This is a genomic window from Cellulomonas wangsupingiae (genome assembly GCF_024508275.1).
Taxonomy (GTDB): Bacteria; Actinomycetota; Actinomycetes; order Actinomycetales; family Cellulomonadaceae; genus Cellulomonas; species Cellulomonas wangsupingiae.
The window spans coordinates 167,496-183,288 of sequence record NZ_CP101989.1; the positions used below are offsets into that span (position 1 = coordinate 167,496).

Below are 15,793 nucleotides of genomic sequence, written 5' to 3' on the forward strand. Positions count from 1 at the left end.
GCGCCGACAGCAGGGGGCTGCCGCCGATGACCATCACCGCGCCGATCACCGAGCTCGCGCCCGCCCCGGCCACACCGGCCGTGGCGCAGCCCTCGGGTGCCGTGACGCTGCGCAACGACCGCTGGGAGGTCGACGTCCTGCCCGGCACGGGGGCCGCGCTCGGTGCCGGCCGCATCCGCACGTCCGACGGGGTGTGGCGCGACCTGCTGCGGCCCACGCGGCGCGCGTCGTCGGGCGACCCGGAGAAGTGCGCGAGCTTCCCGATGGTGCCGTGGTCGAACCGCATCCGTGACGGTGTGCTGCCGTTCGCCGGCCGCCGGTGGCAGCTGCAGCGCAACGCCGCGGACGGCACCGCGATCCACGGCGCGGTGCGGCACGCACGCTGGGAGGTCGTCGAGCGGACCGCCACCGCGATCACGCTCGCGGTCGAGACCTGCGGTCAGATCGGTATCAACTTCCCGTGGCAGTTCGGTGCCACCGTGCGCTACGCGGTGGACGGTGACGCCCTCGTCGTCACGACGTCGGTGCGCAACACCGACGTGGAACCGTTCCCCGCCGGGTTCGGGCACCACCCGTACCTGAGTCGTGCGCTGCTGCCCGTCGGCGCGCCGGTCCGGGAGTACCCGCCCACGGCGGGGCCGCTGCTGCGGGTCGCGGCCGAGGCGGGGTACCGGCTGTCCGGTGCGCTGCCCGACGGCCCCGCCGGGCCGGTGCCCCCGCGCGCCGACTTCCGTGAGGCGCGCCCGCTGGGATCGGGGTTCGTCGACGACGTCCTGACCGGCCTCGACCCGGCGGCCCCCGTGCACGTCGAGTACCCCGACGAGGGCGTGGCCGTCGACCTGACGGTCGACCCGGTGTACCGGCACCTGGTGCTGTACGCGCCGCGCCGGCGCTGCTACTTCGCCGTCGAGCCGGCCACCAACGTCAACGACGGGTTCACGCTCCACGACGCCGGGGTCCCCGGCACGGGGGTGTTCGTCCTCGAGCCGGGTGAGGAGCGGTCCGGGACCTTCCGGCTCGGCGTGCGCGTCTGACGCGGGAAATGCGTGGCGCCGCGGTGCCGGCGCGGAGCACGGTGGCGTGATGATCACGACCGACCCCACCACGACGTGGCGTGTGCAGCCGGCGCCGCCGCTGCCCGCGTCCCCGGACGACGCGGACGCCTGGGCGTACGCGGGCCTGTGCGAGATCGAACGTCGCGACGAGCTCGACACGTGGGGCTGGAGCGACCTGTACGCACCGCTGCACGTCCGGCTGCCGATGCTGCGCCCGACGCCCTACTCGCGGACCCTGGTGTGGGTCGCGGTCCAGGGCGCTGACGGCGCCGCGCGCGACGTCGTCGGCTACGCGACGCTGTCGGAACCGCTCACGGCGAACGAGCACACCGCGCACGTCGCCGTGGGCGTCCTGCCGGAGCACCGCGGACGTGGCATCGGGGCGGCGCTGCTGCGCGCGGCGACCGACCAGGCCGCCGTGGACGGTCGCGGCACGCTGCACGCGTACTCGACCCACAGCCCGGAGCCGGAGGCCGGTCCGGGTGCGCTGGAGTCGCCCGTGGGGACCGGGCGCGTCCCGCTCGACGCTGCCGCCGTCCGGTTCGCGCAGGCCCACGGCTTCCGCCTCGAGCAGGTCGAGCGGTACTCCGTCCTGGAGCTCGGCGACGAGCACGGCGCGGGCACGCCCGAGCTGACCGGGCACCTCACGGCGGCACGTGCGCGGGCGGGTGACGAGTACCGCACGCACACGTGGCTCGACGAGGCTCCCGAGGACTTCCGCGACGACGTGGCGCGCCTGTACACGCGCATGAGCACCGACGTGCCGCTGGGCGCGCTGGACGTGCAGGAGGACCCGTGGGACGCCGAGCGCGTCCGGGACATGCTGCGCCGCACGGCCGACGCAGGCCTGCACCACCTCACGACGGTGGCGGAGCACGTGCCGACCGGGCGCCTGGTCGCGTTCTCCGTGCTGCGCGTGCTGCACCCGGACGTGCCGTTCGCGTTCCAGGAGGACACGCTCGTGCTCCGCGAGCACCGCGGGCGCTCGCTCGGGATGCTCGTCAAGGCCGTGAACCTCGAGCAGCTCGACGCCTCGCGTCCCGCCGTGCGGCGCGTCCACACGTGGAACGCGCAGGAGAACGACCACATGCTCGCGATCAACGTGGCGATCGGCTTCCGGCAGGCCGGCGTGGCCGCCGCGTGGCAGCGCACCGAGCGCGTCGCCGCCACCCCGGACGCCTGAGGCCCGGGGCGCCCGGTGCGGAGCGCGCGGACGCGTTCCGGATCGCGGTCCGCGCTCGAGCCGGCGGCGGTGGCCCACGCGACGTGCTGGCCAACCGCCCCGCGGCGGGCCAGGCTGCTTCCGTGACCACCCCCGACACGGTCGTCGCCGACCGTCCGTGGCGCGTGCTGCCCGCGCCCCCCGTCCCGCCGTCCGTCGACCACCCGGACGCCTGGGCGTACGCCGGCAGCGCCGAGGTCTCCCGGCAGTCCCACCTGGCCATCTGGGGGTGGGCGGACCTGCACGCGCCGGTGGGCGTGCTGCTCGGGATCCTGAGCGCCAACCCCTACCGCGACGTGGCCTCGTGGGTCGCCGTGGTCGGCGACCCGGCGCAGCCGCCGCGGGCGCAGGACGTCGTCGGGTTCGCGCGGGTCGACCTGCCGACGACGGCCAACACGCACACCGCCGGGGGCGATGTCGTCGTGCTGCCCGGGTACGAGGGTCGAGGCGTGGGCGCTGCGCTGCTGGCGACCCTCGAGGAGCACGTGCGTGCCACCGGCCGCACGACGCTCTACCTGTTCTCCGACCACAGCCCCGAGCCGCCGCCGGGCCCCGGGGCGCTCACGGCGCCCACCGGCACGGGGCGGGCCCCCGCCGACGCGCGCGCCGTCCGCCTGGGGCTGGCACGGGGCTACGCGATCGAGCAGGTCGCGCGGTACTCCGTGCTCGAGCTGCCGGAGGACCCGGAGCAGCGCGCGGCCCTGGCCGCCGACGCCCGCGCGCACGCCGGGGAGGCGTACCGCACGCACACCTGGCGCGACGAGCTGCCCGCCGACCGCTACGACGACCTGGCGGACCTGTGGACGCGCATGAGCACCGACGTCCCGCTCGGCGGCCTGGACCTGCAGGAGGACCCCTGGGACGCCGACCGCGTCCGCGCGCACCTGGAGCGCCTGGCGCAGCAGCACCAGCACGTGCTGATCGCCGCCGCCGAGCACGTCACGACGGGGCGCCTGGCAGCCTTCACGGTCCTGCACACGCCCGTGCCGGACGTCCCGTTCGCGTTCCAGGAGGACACCCTCGTGCTGCGCGAGCACCGCGGGCACCGCCTCGGCATGCTCGTCAAGGCCGCCAACCTCGACGCGTACACCGCGTGGCGGCCCGGGGTGCGGCGCATCCACACGTGGAACGCGCAGGAGAACGCGCACATGCTCGCGATCAACGTCGCGCTGGGCTTCCGGCAGGCGGGCGTGTCGGTGGCCTGGCAGCGCACGGGCCTCTGACGCCCGGCCTACCGCAGGTCGAGGACGAGCCGGCGACCCCACGCGAACGTCTCGTCGCGCCGGAAGCCCAGGTGCTCGTAGAACGCGATCGCACGCGTGTTGCGGGCGTCCACGCCGAGGTGGACGCCCGGCACGTCGCGTGCCCGCAGGGCGTCGGACAGCCCTTCGATGAGCCGTCGTCCCCAGCCCTGGCCCTGCAGCCGCGGCAGCAGGTCGATGTGCAGGTGCGCGGGGGCGTCCGGCGGCTCCGGTGACGGCGTGGGGTGGTGGATGCGCTCGACGAGGACGTGGTCCTCGGTGCCGTCGCCCGGGTCGTCCCCGAGCGGGTACCGGGTGCGCAGGGCGGGCCACCAGGAGCGCTCGCACCACGCGTCGAACGCCGCCGTGTCGGCCGTCGCCACCACGTAGCCCGCGATCTCCCCCGCGTCGACGACGACCAGGCTCAGGCCGGGGTCGGCCACCGGGTACGGGCCGCAGTACAGGTGCGCCAGCAGGTCGGGGTCGCGGTAGAGCGGCGTCGCGTCCTGGCCGGCCGCCCCCGTCAGCAGGCACACGCGGTACATGCCGGGCAGGTCGCTGGGGTGGAACGGGCGCATCGTCGCGGTCACGCGCCGACCCTGCCACCCGCGCGGCGTCGGGGCCAGGGACGCGTCCGTCCGCAGGCGGGACGAGTTGAAGCAGGACCCCGTGCACCGGGTAGGATCAACGCCGCAGCGCCTGCGAGGGCGTCGTGCGGGTGTAGTTCAATGGTAGAACATCAGCTTCCCAAGCTGATAGCGCGGGTTCGATTCCCGTCACCCGCTCCATGCCGAGGGTCGGGTCGGGGCACACGCTCCGGTCCGGCCCTTCGTCGTCGGCGTGCCCGGGCTACCGGGCCGTGCGCGCCCCCGCGTCGGCGGCCCGGGTCGCCGCGTCGCTCAGGAGGGCGTGCGCGACGGAGCCGGTGGGCACGACCAGCTCGAGGCGTGCCTCCCCGGCGGTGAGGGTCGCCGTGGTGGCGAGCGCGTACACCGGGTGGGGCGCGACGTGCAGGCCGTCGAGGGCGGCCAGCGGCACGACGAGCCGGGACCGGGAGTGGACGGGGCTGCGACCCCGCAGGACCCAGGCGTGGCGCCCGACGACCTCGAGCGCGACGTCGTCGGTGGCGAGGACGGCCCCGTGCAGGGTCGCCGGCGACAGGGCGTGGAGCGCGAGCCGCGCCCGCCCGCGCAGGCCCGTGGCGTCCGGCCGCAGCGGCACGCGGCCGTGGCAGGCCGACGGCGTGACCTCGGGGTGCCGCCGGACGATCTCGCGCATCGCGCTCGCGAGGGCGACGTCGTCGTGGCCCGGCTCCAGCGGCGAGGGTCCCGCCGCGCGGGCCGCGTCCCGCAGCGCCCGGCCGACGACGCCGGGCCCGGCGTCGGCCGCGGCCACCCGCAGCCCCGCCACGAGGTCGGCGACCCTGGCCTGGGCGGACCCGTTGTACGGCACCGACAGCTCGGCCCCGTCGCGCGTGCGGATGGTCAGGCGGCCGTCGAGCAGGGACACGTCGTCGCGGACGGCGACGACGTCGACGAGCGGCACCGTGGATGTCGAGAACCCGGCGGGGCTCGCGCCGCCGCGGCGGCCTGCGGCCACCGCCGGGCGCCGGCTCAGGGTGGTCAGGGCGTGGGCGTCGAGCACGAGCAGGTGGTCGTACAGGTCCATGTCGGGCGTCGCGTCGCGGCGCGCGATGTTGCGGGGCACCTTGAGCACGAGGCGGGCGGCGTCGAGGTCGAGGGGGTGGTCCCGGAACAGCCGCGGCACGTCCGACGGTGTGCGGACCTCGTCGATCCAGGGGCCGAAGCGGTCGTACTCGCTCGTGCCCGCCGCGTCCGTCGTCACGCCGGTCTCCGTCCTTGCGGGGCGTCGTCGCCCCGGTGCTGCGCACGCTAGTCCGGCACCCGCCGCCCGGGGTCGTCCGCCTCCGCCGCCGTGCTGCAGGCCGCGCCGACGGGCCGCGTGCGACTGAGGTCACAGGCTGTTGTCACTGGGTGAGAGCCTGATGTGAAAGCGCTGGTCGTAAGCGTTTAGGCGCGCTCGCACGAGTGAGGCGGACGCTAGGTTTCCGGCGTCGTCGACGCATGCGGAGCGTCCCGACCCCCTCCGTCGTCGGGGCTGCGTCGTGCTGTCCGCACACTCCCCACGGCGGTGGGCCGTCAGGTCGGGTGCCTCACCGGCATCCCGCTGCCGCCGAGCTCAGGAGATGTGCGTGACCACCGAACGCCCCGACGCCCGTAGGACGCGCCTGCAGGGCCTCGCCTCCGTCCCCACGCCCCGGTCCGGTGTCCCGACGACCCTCGTCGGCGTCGGCACGCCAGCACCGACCGCGGTGACGGTCCCCGAGCCCGACGAGCCGGAGCACCGCAGCCGTGCCGTCGTCGCCGGCGTCGTCGTGGTCGTGCTCGTCACCCTGGCGGCCCTCGCCGTGGTCCTGCAGATCGCCTTCCCCGGGGCGCCCGCGACGGCACCGCCGCGCGTCGACCAGCACCAGGGGGCGCGGGAGCACCCCGGGTCCGTGGTGCAGTTCGGCCAGGCGCACACGTACGGCGACGGCCTCGAGGTCGTCGTGGGGGTCCCGCAGCCCTACGAGCCCAGCGACAACGCCACGGGCCTCGAGCAGGGCGTGCCGGTGCGCGTGCAGGTCGTCGTCACGAACGGCACCGAGGAGGGGTTCCGGCCCAACACGCTGGAGGTGGCGGCCACGTCGGGCGGGAGCGAGGCCGTCAACGTCTGGGACCCCGACCAGGGCATCGGCCTGACCGGGCCGGACGTCAGCGTCCCGGCGGGCGGGACGCTGCAGTTCGCCCTCGCGTTCGCGGCGGCCGACCCGGCGGACCTGCATCTCGAGCTCACCCCGGCGCTCTACGGCTACGGGGCCCTGGTCGTCGAGGGCTGACCGCGCCCGTCGGGCCGTGCCGGTCGCACCCGCACGGCCCGGCGTGCCGCACCGGCGTCGGAGGTGCGCAAGACTGCCCGGGTGACCGACCTGCTCTCGTCGCCGCGCCTCCTCGGCGACGGGACGATCGCGCACCGGCCGGACTGGGCCTGGCTGCCGCCCGACGCCGCGCCGACCGAGGGCGACCTCGCGCGCGCCGCACGCCAGGCCGAGCAGCTGCTCGCCGAGCACGGCGTCACGTACGGCGCCGACCGGGCCGACGGCGACCAGCAGTGGCGGCTCGACCCGCTGCCCGTGGTCGTCGACGAGCCCGAGTGGGCCCGTCTGGACGCCGCGCTCGTGCAGCGCGCCGAGGTGCTCGACGCGGTCCTGCACGACCTGTACGGCGCACGCCGCCTGCTCGACGACCGCGTGCTGCCCCCTGCGGCCGTGCTGTCCCACCCGGGCTTCCTGCGGGCCGTCGACGGTCTGCGCCTGCCCGGCGGACGCGAGCTCGTGCTCACCGCGACGGACCTGGTGCGGGACGGCCACGGCGAGTGGTGCGTCGTCGCGGACCGCACGCAGGCGCCCTCGGGCGCGGGCTACGCGATGGAGGACCGCCGCGTGACCGCGCAGGTCCTCGCGCCGGTGTACCGCCAGGCGTCGATCGCGCGACTCGGGCCGTTCTTCCACGCCCTGCGCAAGGCGCTGCACGAGGTCGCGCCGCCGACGGCCGGCGCCGAGCCGCGTGCCGTCCTGCTCTCCCCGGGGCCGCGCAGCGAGACCGCGTTCGACCAGGCGTACCTGGCCTCGATGCTGGGCCTGCCGCTCGTCGAGGGCAGCGACCTCGTCGTGCGCGCGGGGCGCGTGCACCTGCAGGGGATCGACGGGCTCGAGCCCGTGGACGTCGTGCTGCGGCGCGTCGACGCGGAGTGGTGCGACCCGCTCGACCTGCGCGCGGGGTCACGGCTCGGTGTCCCGGGCCTCGTGCACGCCGCCCGCAACGGCACCGTCAGCATCGTCAACCCGCTCGGCGCCTCCGTGCTGGAGAACCCCGCGCTGCTGGGCTACCTGCCGCGGCTCGCGCGCGCGGTGCTGGACCAGGACCTGACGCTCGCGTCCGCACGGACGTGGTGGTGCGGGGAGGAGCGTGCGCTGCGGCACGTGCTCGCGCGCCTCGACCGGTTGGTCCTCAAGCCGACCGTGCACGGGCCGCGCACGACGACGGTGCTCGGCTGGACGCTGTCCGCGGCGGAGCGCGACGAGCTCGCGGCGCGGATCAGCGCCGAGCCGTGGCACTGGGTCGGGCAGGAGCCCGTGGGGCCGACCGTCGAGCCGGCCGCGGCCGGCGTCGGCACGGACCGCCCGGACGCGGCGGGCGTCGGACCGGCCGACCTCGGCCCGCGCGCCGCGGTGATGCGCACCTACGCGGTCGCGCACGCCGGCAGCTACACCGTCATGGCGGGCGGGCTGGCACGGGTGGCCGACGACCACGTCGTGTCCTCGTCGTCGGCCGGCGCCCACGCCAAGGACGTGTGGGTGCTGGCCTCGCAGCCGGCGGCCACCGCCGTGGCGCTGCGGGAGGACGTCGCCGCCGGGGCGGGCCGCGCGACGGGCTACGGCATCTCGCCGCGCGCCGCCGAGAACCTGTACTGGATCGGCCGGTACGCCGAGCGCGCCGAGGACGGGGTCCGCGTGCTGCGGGCCGTCGCCGACCGCTGGGACGACTACCACCGCACCCCCGGCACGGCCGGTGGCCAGGCGCTCGGCGTGCTGCTGCAGACGCTGACACCGGCGGCCCTGCCCGACGACGGCCACCGCGCGGTCGCGACGGACCCGACGGGCGGGGACCAGCGCGTCCCCGCGCTGCGTGACCTGCTGCTGGACCAGCGCACCCCGGGCTCGGTGGCGCGCGCGGTGAAGCGGCTCGGGTCGGCGTCCGCGAGGGTGCGCGACCAGCTGTCGACCGACATGTTCGGCCCCCTCGCGCGCATCGAGCGGACCCTGCGCGACGAGCGCGCGCGGGTGCGCGTGCGGCAGCAGACCGGGCAGGGCCTCGACGTCGGCCCGGTCCCCGCCGCCTCCGTCACCGCAGGACTGCGCCCCACGCTCGACCGCGTCCTGGAGAGCCTGCTCGCGATCTCGGGCGTCGCCGCCGAGGGCCTGACACGCGACGTCGGCTGGCACCTGCTCGACGCCGGCCGGCGCATCGAACGTGCCCAGCGCCTGGTCGCGATGCTGGCGGCGACGCTCGTCGTGCGGCGGCCCGCGGACGTCGAGGACCTGCTGCTGGAGTCGGTGCTGCTGGCCACGGAGTCGGGCATCACCTACCGGCGGCGCCACCAGTCCGCCGCGGGCGTCGCGAGCGTCCTCGACCTGCTGGTGCACGACCGCACCAACCCGCGCTCCCTCGCGTTCGCGCTCGACCGGTTGCTCGCCGACCTCGAGGCCGTGCCCGCACCGCGCTCCGCGGCGCAGCGGGACCACCTGCTGCACGGCGTCGCCGGGCTCGTGGCCGAGCTCGACACGGTCGCGGTCGGCAACGAGGTCGCCGAGGACGGGCGTCGCGTGCGCCTCGCCGACGCGCTGGAGTCCATGCTCTGGCGGCTGCGCGAGGCCTCGGACGAGATCGAGCGCGTGCACTTCGTGCGGCCCGCGCCGAGCCGCGCCCTGGACGACCTGTGGGGCTCGACGTACGGCGAGCCGAGCGACGGGGGTCTGCTGTGAGCGTGCGCGCCTACGACCTGGTGCACCGCACCACGTACGACTACGCCCATCCGGTCACCGACTCCTACGGGCGCACGACGCTGACGCCCCGGGACCTGCCCGACCAGCGGGTGCTCGCGACGTCCCTGACGATCGACCCGCCGCCGGCGGACACCGGCGAGCACGTCGACTGGTTCGGCAACACCACGACCTACTTCGGCGTCACGCGGTCGCACACGCGCCTGGTGGTGACCGCGCGCTCGACCCTCGAGGTCAGCCGGGCGGCCCCGGACCGCGCGTCGCTGCCCGACGTGGGGTGGCGTGCGGTCGCGCGCGCCACCACGGCCGGGGACCTCGGCGTCCTGCACACCGACGCGGCCGGCGTCGTCGCCCTGCGGGAGGCGGTGCTGCCGTCGGCGCACGTCACGTTCGTCGACGAGGTGCGGGAGTGGGCCGCGGCGTCGTTCGTCGACGAGCGCCCGCTGGCCGACGTCGTCACCGACCTGCTGCACCGCATCCGCACCGAGCTGACGTACCGCTCCGGGTCGACCACCGTGCACACGACGCAGGCGCAGCTGCTCGCGCAGGGCGCGGGCGTGTGCCAGGACTTCGCGCACCTGATGATCGCGGCGCTGCGCGTGCACGGCGTGCCCGCCCGGTACGCGTCGGGGTACATCGAGACCCGGCCGCGCCCCGGCCGGCCCAAGCTGCGCGGCGCCGACGCGTCCCACGCCTGGGTGTCGGTGTGGCTGCCGGGCCACGGCTGGCTCGACGCGGACCCCACGAACGACCAGCTCGTGGACGACCGGTACGTCGTGCTCGGCTGGGGCCGGGACTACCACGACGTGCCGCCGCTGCGAGGTGTCATCTTCACCGAGGGCGGCGGGGCGACGCCGCGCGTCGAGGTCGACCTCGTGCCGGCGGGGTCCGAGCCGTTCGTCTGAGCGTCAGCGCACCCGCGCGCGGGCGTCGACCTCCTCGTGCGGCACGACGAACCCGCCGGCGTCGACGACCGTGCCCCCGGCGGTCCGCCACAGCGTCGCGACGACGCGGGCGATGCTCGGTGCGACCCGCTGGCGGGCGATGACGTGCAGCTGCGAGGGGTGCGGGAGGTCGAGCTCGTGCGGGTCGGGCGGCTGCCACGTCACCTGGTAGGCCCACGGTCCGTGCGCGCGCCAGTCCGTCGTGGACAGCACGACCGGCATCTCGTTCGAGCGCGCGCACCGCACGGTCACGACACCGTCGTACTCGTACGTCGCGGCCAGCGAGAACCCGCCGGGCGCACCGGGAGGCGCCGTCTCGACCGGGCTCAGGCGGCTGCCGGACAGCGCGGGGCGCACGAGCGGCAGCGCGTCCTCCGCCCGCAGCGGCGTGGGTGACCACAGCGTGAGGTCGACGGCGGCGGCGGGGTCGGGCACGACCGCGCGCTCGCGCGTCGCGGGCAGGATTCCCCCGCCCGTGCGCCGCGCGACGGCTGTCGCCCACCCCGTGACGAGCCCGGGTGCGAGCGTCGTGCCCGGGACGGGTGCCGCGGGCAGCCCGTAGAGGTCGCAGTCCTGCGCGGGGAGCGCGAGGGCGCGCGCGCCGGCCGCGTCGAGGGGGTACGGGCCGGTGACCTCGACGGCGTCGTCCAGGCTCAGCACGCCGGCGGGGTCCACGGGAGCGACGGCGATGCCGCGGAAGCGGGCCCCGGTCATGGGCCGCGACGCGGCGGCCTGCGCGGCGGACACCGGCTCGCGCGCCCACCGGGCCGCCGGGAACCAGGCGCGGGCCAGCCCGGCCAGGTCGGTGCCGCGGGGGACGGCCAGCACGTGGCTGCCGGCGAGCGTGGCGAGAACCGCGGGCGGTTCGATCATGGCCGGAACGTACACAGCGTTTGCTGCGGCCGTGTTTCGCAACCGGACACGTCACGGGCGCGACGGCGCGTCGCGGCGCGGCGCGCCGGGACAGTCGGCGGCACGGGTCCGGAACCGGTCGCTCCGGGCCTCTCGTCGCGCATGTCGCGGTGCGGGTGCGAGCGCGGCGGGGCCGTCGCAGCATGGAACGGCACCGGGTCCGCCCGGCGCGGCCGCCCGGAGCCTCGTGCACCGGGCCGGCCTCCGCAGTGACAGAACCGAGCAGGGGGACACGCATGGGTATCGACGACCTCAAGGGCAAGGCGACCGACGCGGCGCAGGGCGAGAAGGGCGAGCAGGCGAGCGACGCCGCGCTCGAGAAGGGGTCCGACGCGGCCTCGTCCGCCACGGGCGGCAAGCACGACGAGAAGCTCGACAAGGCGCAGTCCACGGCGGACGAGAAGATCGGCGACCAGTGACCTCGGTCGGGGCCGGGCGCGGTGCCCGGCCCCGGCGTGCCCTCGACCTCGTCGGCGCGCCGTGGCGCGTCAGGCGTCGACGTCGTGCAGGTGGTGGACGACGTCGTGGAGGAAGTACTGGCCGAGCGTGCGGACGGTGAAGACCGACCCGTTGCTGCGCCGGCCGGTGCGGTCCCACTGCTCGACGGCGACGGCGTCGAACGTGCCCGCGGTGCCCTCGGCGGACGCCGCCAGCTCCTCCGCCACGACGGCCGGGTCCTGCAGGTCGTACCGGTCGGCGAGGGCGGTGGCGTCCTGGTCCCAGTTGGCGAAGAGGGGGTCGTCCTGGTCGAGCATGAGCCGGACGCGCTCGTCGAAGAGCCGCAGGACGTCGCGGACGTGGGCGCCGTACTCGAGCGGTGACCACACGTCCGCCGCCGGGCGCTCGCGCGCGTCGGCGCGGTGCAGCGCCGCCACCCACCGGGGGACGAGGTCGCGCACCGTCCCGCCGATCCCCGCGGGGTCGACGTCCGAGGCGGCGAACCCGCACTCGGGACAACGGGCCTGCAGGACCCACGTCCAGTCCTTGGTGTCCGGGTCGATCGCGGGCGGGGCTGCCACGGCGGTGGCCTCGGGATGGTGGTCGGTGTCCACGTCGCCACGCTAGCGGGACCGCGACCCGGCCGGGAGCCCGTCGGGCGATCTGTGGACGCCCGCGGAGCCAGGGCCGGTGATGGCCGGGCGACGCGCCCCCTCCCGCGCGCCGCCCGACCGGGCACCTGGGCGACGGACTCCCACGAGAGGCGTCGCCGTCGATGCCACCGCGCGTCACGCTAGCCGCCGCACCGTTGCACAACCGTTGCACGACGAGATCCGTCACCCGAGCGGTCCAGGGCATCCCCCGACCGGTGGACGCGCGGGTCAGAGCGGGGATCACCCGGTCGGTCGACCGGGGGACGCAAGCGGTTCGCCTGGGCGCCCGGCGGCACGCCACGCCCGGGTGCCGACGAAATCCGTCGTGCGGCGGCGGGGGTGCGTCAGCGCAGGGTGCGGTCGAGCTGGGCGAGCCGCGTGTGGGCCCGCAGGTGCGCCGCCGACCCGATCGGGGCGACGCGCGCGAGGGTCTGCCAGGCCTGCCAGTCCTCCGCCCCGTCCTCGCTCGCGGTCCAGCGGGCGATGAGGGCCGGATCGCCCGACGCGAGCGTCGCCGACCGGAGCTCCTCGCGGACGGCATCGCGCAGCCGCGCGATGCCGGGCGCGGCGGACCGCGGCAGCACGGACCCGGCGTACGCGGACAGCGCAGCGCCGACGTCACCGATCGTCAGGGCGTCGCGCACCACGTCGACGTCCGTCTGCAGCGGCGCCGTCAGCCGGTACGGACGGGACTCCGACAGCAGCGGTCCGACCAGCCGCCGCAGGCGGGAGATCTCCGCACGGACCGTCACCTCGGACAGCTCGCACTCGGACAGCAGGACCGCGAGCTGGTCGCCGCGCAGGCCGGCGGGGTGCTCGGCGAGCAGCAGGAGGATCTCGGCGTGGCGGCAGGTCAGCCGCCGCCTGCCCGACGGCGTGTGCAGGGTGCCGCCCTGCGTGCCGAGGACGCCGAGCCGGGCGCCCGGCGGCGCGCCGGCGGAGGCGGTGATGGTCGCCTCGACGGCGGCGACGGTGGCGCGGACGAGCGCGAGCGCCATCCAGGACGCGGCGTCGTCCCGGCCGGTGACGTCCAGCACGCCCAGCATGCGGCCCTGCGGGTCGTGCACCGGGACGGCCGCGCAGCTCCACGGGTGGACGACGCGCGCCCAGTGCTCGCTGCCCATGACCTGCAGGGGCCGGCGCGTGGCCAGGGCGGTGCCCAGGGCGTTGGTGCCGACCGAGTCCTCCCGCCACGTGGCGCCCTCCACGAAGCCGACGCCGTCGAGCGAGCGGCGCAGGGAGTGGTCGCCGTCGACCCACAGCAGCCGGCCCGTCTCGTCGCTGAGCGCCGCGACCCAGTCGGCCCCGGGCTCGATGAGCAGGCGCCGGACGATGGGCACGACGCCGGACAGGGGGTGGGACGTCCGCAGCGCGACGAGGTCCGGGCCCACGACCTCGACCGGGGGTGTCGGCAGCTCGGGGTCGACGCCGACCCGTCGGCTGCGGCGCCACGAGTCGGCGACGACGGGCCGCACCTGACGGCCGGGGTCGTCCCCGGACGCGACGAAACGCTCGTGGGCGGCACGCACGGCCGAGGCGGGTCGCTCGCCGACCGGCGGGTGGGGCCTGGCCGTCGACCGCTCCGCCACCCGCGCCCCGGGCACCGGTCCGACGCGCGCGGACCCCTGGGCGGGCCCGCCCTGCGCGGGATGGGCGTGACGGCTCATGCTTTCGGACTCTCATCGGGCCGGTGGAACGGGCGGTGCGCGGTCATTGTAGGGGAAAGCGACGGAGGATCGTGAGGAATGTCACATCGTGTCGGATTCCGAGGGAGCCCGAGCAGTGGTTTGCTGACAGCCTGTGCGACCATGTCAGCATGCCGAAGATCATCGGGGCCTCGCTGCACGAGCATCGTGAGCAGACCCGCCGTCGTCTGTTCGACGCGCTGTCCACGCTGATGAACGAGCGCGGCTTCGACGTGATCACGCTCGCGGACATCGCCGCCGCCGCCGGCGTCGGCCGCACCGCCGTCTACAACCACTTCCCCGACAAGGAGTCGCTGCTCCTCGGGTTCATCACGCACGAGACGGAGCAGTACGCCGCCGGTCTGCAGGCGTCGCTCGACGACATCGACGACCCGGTCGAGCAGCTGCGCGCCTACGTCCGCGCGCAGGCGTCGCTCACCCGCGTCTACCACGTGGCCCCCGGCCCCGAGCTGCGCTCGGTGCTCTCGCGCGGCGCCCAGCAGCGCGTGCGCGAGCACGTCGTGGTCGTCGAGCAGATCCTGCGGCGCATCCTCGACGCGGGCATCGCGTCCGGCGCCTTCCCGGAGCAGGACCTCGCGACGACGGTCCCGCTCGTCAACGCGTGCCTCACCGGCCGCGGCCTGCCGGAGGACGGTGCCGACCGTGAGCGCGCCGTCGCCCAGACCGAGGCGTTCGTCCTGCGAGCGGTCGGGGCACTCGTCCCGGTGCCCGCCTGAGCGCGGCGCGCAGCGGGCGGCCCGGCGGGCCGGCCCGCGGGGGCCCGCGTCGCCCCGGACCCCGTGACGCGGGGCGCCGTCCCGCCCACCGCGGCGGTGAGCGCCGCGCCGCGCCGTCGCGCGCACCCTCGACGGCCGTCGAGCTGACGTACCTGCCCGGCCTGCGCGACGTGCTCGTCGACGAGGTCGCCCAGGTGCTGCCCGCGGCGCGCGACGTGCACGACGTCACCTGCCGCGACGACGCGGTCGGCCTTACCCTGCCCGGGCCCCTGGCGGCCGTCACGGGCCTGCGCACCGCGGTCGCCGCCTGGGTCGTCGTCCATCTCGACGTGCCGCGCCCCAAGTCGTTCGCGAGCCCCGAGCACCTGCACCGCGTCGTGGACGCGGTGTACGCCTCGCTGCGCGTCGCCGGCTCGTCGACGTTCCGGTTCGAGGCTGCCGGTGCGGACTCCGCGGTGTTCGCGCGGCTCGCGGGCCTGCTCCACGAGGCGACCGGGCTGCTGCACGACCCGCAGGACGGTGACCTGGTCGTCCGTGTGCGGCGCGGCCCGCGACGCGGTACCGCCGACCCCGGGTGGGACGTCCTGGTGCGCGTCGGCCCGCGGCCCCTGTCGGCCCGCGCCTGGCGCGTCGCGGACTTCCCGGGTGCCGCCAACGCGACGATCGCGGCCGCCGTCGCGCGCCTCGCGGGCGTCCGGCCCGACGACCGCGTGCTCAACCTCATGGCCGGGTCCGGCACGCTGCTCGTCGAGCGGCTGCTCGCCGGGCCCGCCGCGGCGGCCGTCGCCGTCGACCGGGACGCCGCGGCGCTCGACGCGGCACGTGCGAACCTCGAGGCCGCGCGCCTGCTCGCGCGACCGCCGCGACCCGTCCTGCTCCGCGCCGACGCGACGGACCCCGACGCGCTGCGCACGGCCGTGACCGAGCCGCTGGGCGGTGCGGCCGACGTGGTGCTCGCCGACCCGCCGTGGGGCACGCTGCACGGCTCGCACGCGGACGCCCCGCGCCTGCACGCCGGGCTGCTCCGGGCGGCGCACGCGGTGAGCGCGCCCGGTGCGCGCCTGGTCGTGCTGACGCACGAGGTGAAGGTCATGGAGCGCGTCGTGCGGGAGGCGGCGGACCTGTGGACGCCGCGCTCGGCGACCCGTGTCTTCGCCAAGGGCCACCACCCGCGGATCCACGTGCTCGACCGGCGCTGAGGGCCCGCCGCGCGCCGCGGCGGACCCGCCGTGGGAGCCCTACCACCGCCTGAAACGCTTAGCACCCTCGCGTGGCGCGGGGCC

General features: G+C 76.5%; 14 protein-coding genes and 1 tRNA gene. 10 read left to right on the top strand and 5 right to left on the bottom strand.

The genetic code is table 11. The features are described from left to right. Positions 1-26 precede the first annotated feature (26 nt). From NP075_RS00735 to NP075_RS00745, 3 genes are all read left to right on the top strand, one after another. On the top strand, positions 27-1,034 hold the full coding sequence (locus NP075_RS00735) for an aldose epimerase family protein (protein WP_227563804.1): 1,008 nt from the start codon (positions 27-29) through the stop codon (positions 1,032-1,034). 49 nt (positions 1,035-1,083) lie between these two features. Next, the gene (locus NP075_RS00740) at positions 1,084-2,238 is read left to right on the top strand and encodes a GNAT family N-acetyltransferase (protein WP_227563805.1); all 1,155 of its coding nucleotides are present in this window, start codon (positions 1,084-1,086) and stop codon (positions 2,236-2,238) included. Positions 2,239-2,360: 122 nt separating this feature from the next. Then, entirely contained in the window at positions 2,361-3,500 is a 1,140-nt protein-coding gene (locus NP075_RS00745; RefSeq protein WP_227563806.1) for a GNAT family N-acetyltransferase, read from the top strand. An 8-nt stretch (positions 3,501-3,508) separates the two neighbouring features. Here the strand turns inward: NP075_RS00745 and NP075_RS00750 are convergent, their stop codons facing one another. After that, complete coding sequence (locus tag NP075_RS00750) at positions 3,509-4,108, bottom strand: GNAT family N-acetyltransferase (protein WP_227563807.1); 600 nt, start codon at positions 4,106-4,108, stop codon at positions 3,509-3,511. Between the two features lie 124 nt (positions 4,109-4,232). Between NP075_RS00750 and NP075_RS00755 the strand changes: the two genes are divergently transcribed. Beyond that, positions 4,233-4,306, top strand: a tRNA-Gly gene (locus NP075_RS00755). A gap of 61 nt (positions 4,307-4,367) precedes the next feature. Here the strand turns inward: NP075_RS00755 and NP075_RS00760 are convergent. Continuing rightward, on the bottom strand, positions 4,368-5,363 hold the full coding sequence (locus tag NP075_RS00760) for a hypothetical protein (protein WP_227563808.1): 996 nt from the start codon (positions 5,361-5,363) through the stop codon (positions 4,368-4,370). Positions 5,364-5,730: 367 nt separating this feature from the next. Between NP075_RS00760 and NP075_RS00765 the strand changes: the two genes are divergently transcribed. From NP075_RS00765 to NP075_RS00775, 3 genes are all read left to right on the top strand, one after another. Further along, complete coding sequence (locus NP075_RS00765) at positions 5,731-6,417, top strand: hypothetical protein (protein ID WP_227563809.1); 687 nt, start codon at positions 5,731-5,733, stop codon at positions 6,415-6,417. Between the two features lie 81 nt (positions 6,418-6,498). Further along, positions 6,499-9,123: a circularly permuted type 2 ATP-grasp protein gene (locus NP075_RS00770; RefSeq protein ID WP_227563810.1), complete on the top strand. Its 2,625-nt coding sequence runs from the start codon at positions 6,499-6,501 to the stop codon at positions 9,121-9,123. A gap of 2 nt (positions 9,124-9,125) precedes the next feature. Beyond that, entirely contained in the window at positions 9,126-10,046 is a 921-nt protein-coding gene (locus tag NP075_RS00775) for a transglutaminase family protein (protein WP_227563811.1), read from the top strand. 3 nt (positions 10,047-10,049) lie between these two features. On the opposite strand, the gene NP075_RS00780 is transcribed toward NP075_RS00775, so the two are convergent. After that, positions 10,050-10,958: a hypothetical protein gene (locus NP075_RS00780; RefSeq protein ID WP_227563812.1), complete on the bottom strand. Its 909-nt coding sequence runs from the start codon at positions 10,956-10,958 to the stop codon at positions 10,050-10,052. Positions 10,959-11,233: 275 nt separating this feature from the next. Here NP075_RS00780 and NP075_RS00785 point away from each other — a divergent pair, with 275 nt between their 5' ends. Then, the gene (locus NP075_RS00785) at positions 11,234-11,416 is read left to right on the top strand and encodes an Rv0909 family putative TA system antitoxin (protein WP_227563813.1); all 183 of its coding nucleotides are present in this window, start codon (positions 11,234-11,236) and stop codon (positions 11,414-11,416) included. A 69-nt stretch (positions 11,417-11,485) separates the two neighbouring features. Here the strand turns inward: NP075_RS00785 and NP075_RS00790 are convergent, their stop codons facing one another. Both NP075_RS00790 and NP075_RS00795 read right to left on the bottom strand, forming a co-directional pair. After that, complete coding sequence (locus NP075_RS00790) at positions 11,486-12,049, bottom strand: DinB family protein (protein WP_227563814.1); 564 nt, start codon at positions 12,047-12,049, stop codon at positions 11,486-11,488. 383 nt (positions 12,050-12,432) lie between these two features. Further along, complete coding sequence (locus NP075_RS00795; protein ID WP_227563815.1) at positions 12,433-13,755, bottom strand: GAF domain-containing protein; 1,323 nt, start codon at positions 13,753-13,755, stop codon at positions 12,433-12,435. Positions 13,756-13,904: 149 nt separating this feature from the next. Here NP075_RS00795 and NP075_RS00800 point away from each other — a divergent pair, with 149 nt between their 5' ends. Next, complete coding sequence (locus NP075_RS00800; protein ID WP_227563816.1) at positions 13,905-14,510, top strand: TetR/AcrR family transcriptional regulator; 606 nt, start codon at positions 13,905-13,907, stop codon at positions 14,508-14,510. A gap of 170 nt (positions 14,511-14,680) precedes the next feature. Then, a complete protein-coding gene (locus NP075_RS00805) occupies positions 14,681-15,709 on the top strand; it encodes a class I SAM-dependent methyltransferase (RefSeq protein ID WP_227563817.1) in 1,029 nt (342 codons plus the stop codon). Positions 15,710-15,793: the final 84 nt, after the last annotated feature.

Coding starts and splice junctions, on each gene's coding strand:
- NP075_RS00735 (WP_227563804.1), top strand. CDS start 27: ATGACCATCACCGCGCCGATCACCGAGCTCGCGCCCGCCCCGGCCACA.
- NP075_RS00740 (WP_227563805.1), top strand. CDS start 1,084: ATGATCACGACCGACCCCACCACGACGTGGCGTGTGCAGCCGGCGCCG.
- NP075_RS00780 (WP_227563812.1), bottom strand. CDS start 10,958: ATGATCGAACCGCCCGCGGTTCTCGCCACGCTCGCCGGCAGCCACGTG.
- NP075_RS00785 (WP_227563813.1), top strand. CDS start 11,234: ATGGGTATCGACGACCTCAAGGGCAAGGCGACCGACGCGGCGCAGGGC.
- NP075_RS00795 (WP_227563815.1), bottom strand. CDS start 13,755: ATGAGCCGTCACGCCCATCCCGCGCAGGGCGGGCCCGCCCAGGGGTCC.
- NP075_RS00800 (WP_227563816.1), top strand. CDS start 13,905: ATGCCGAAGATCATCGGGGCCTCGCTGCACGAGCATCGTGAGCAGACC.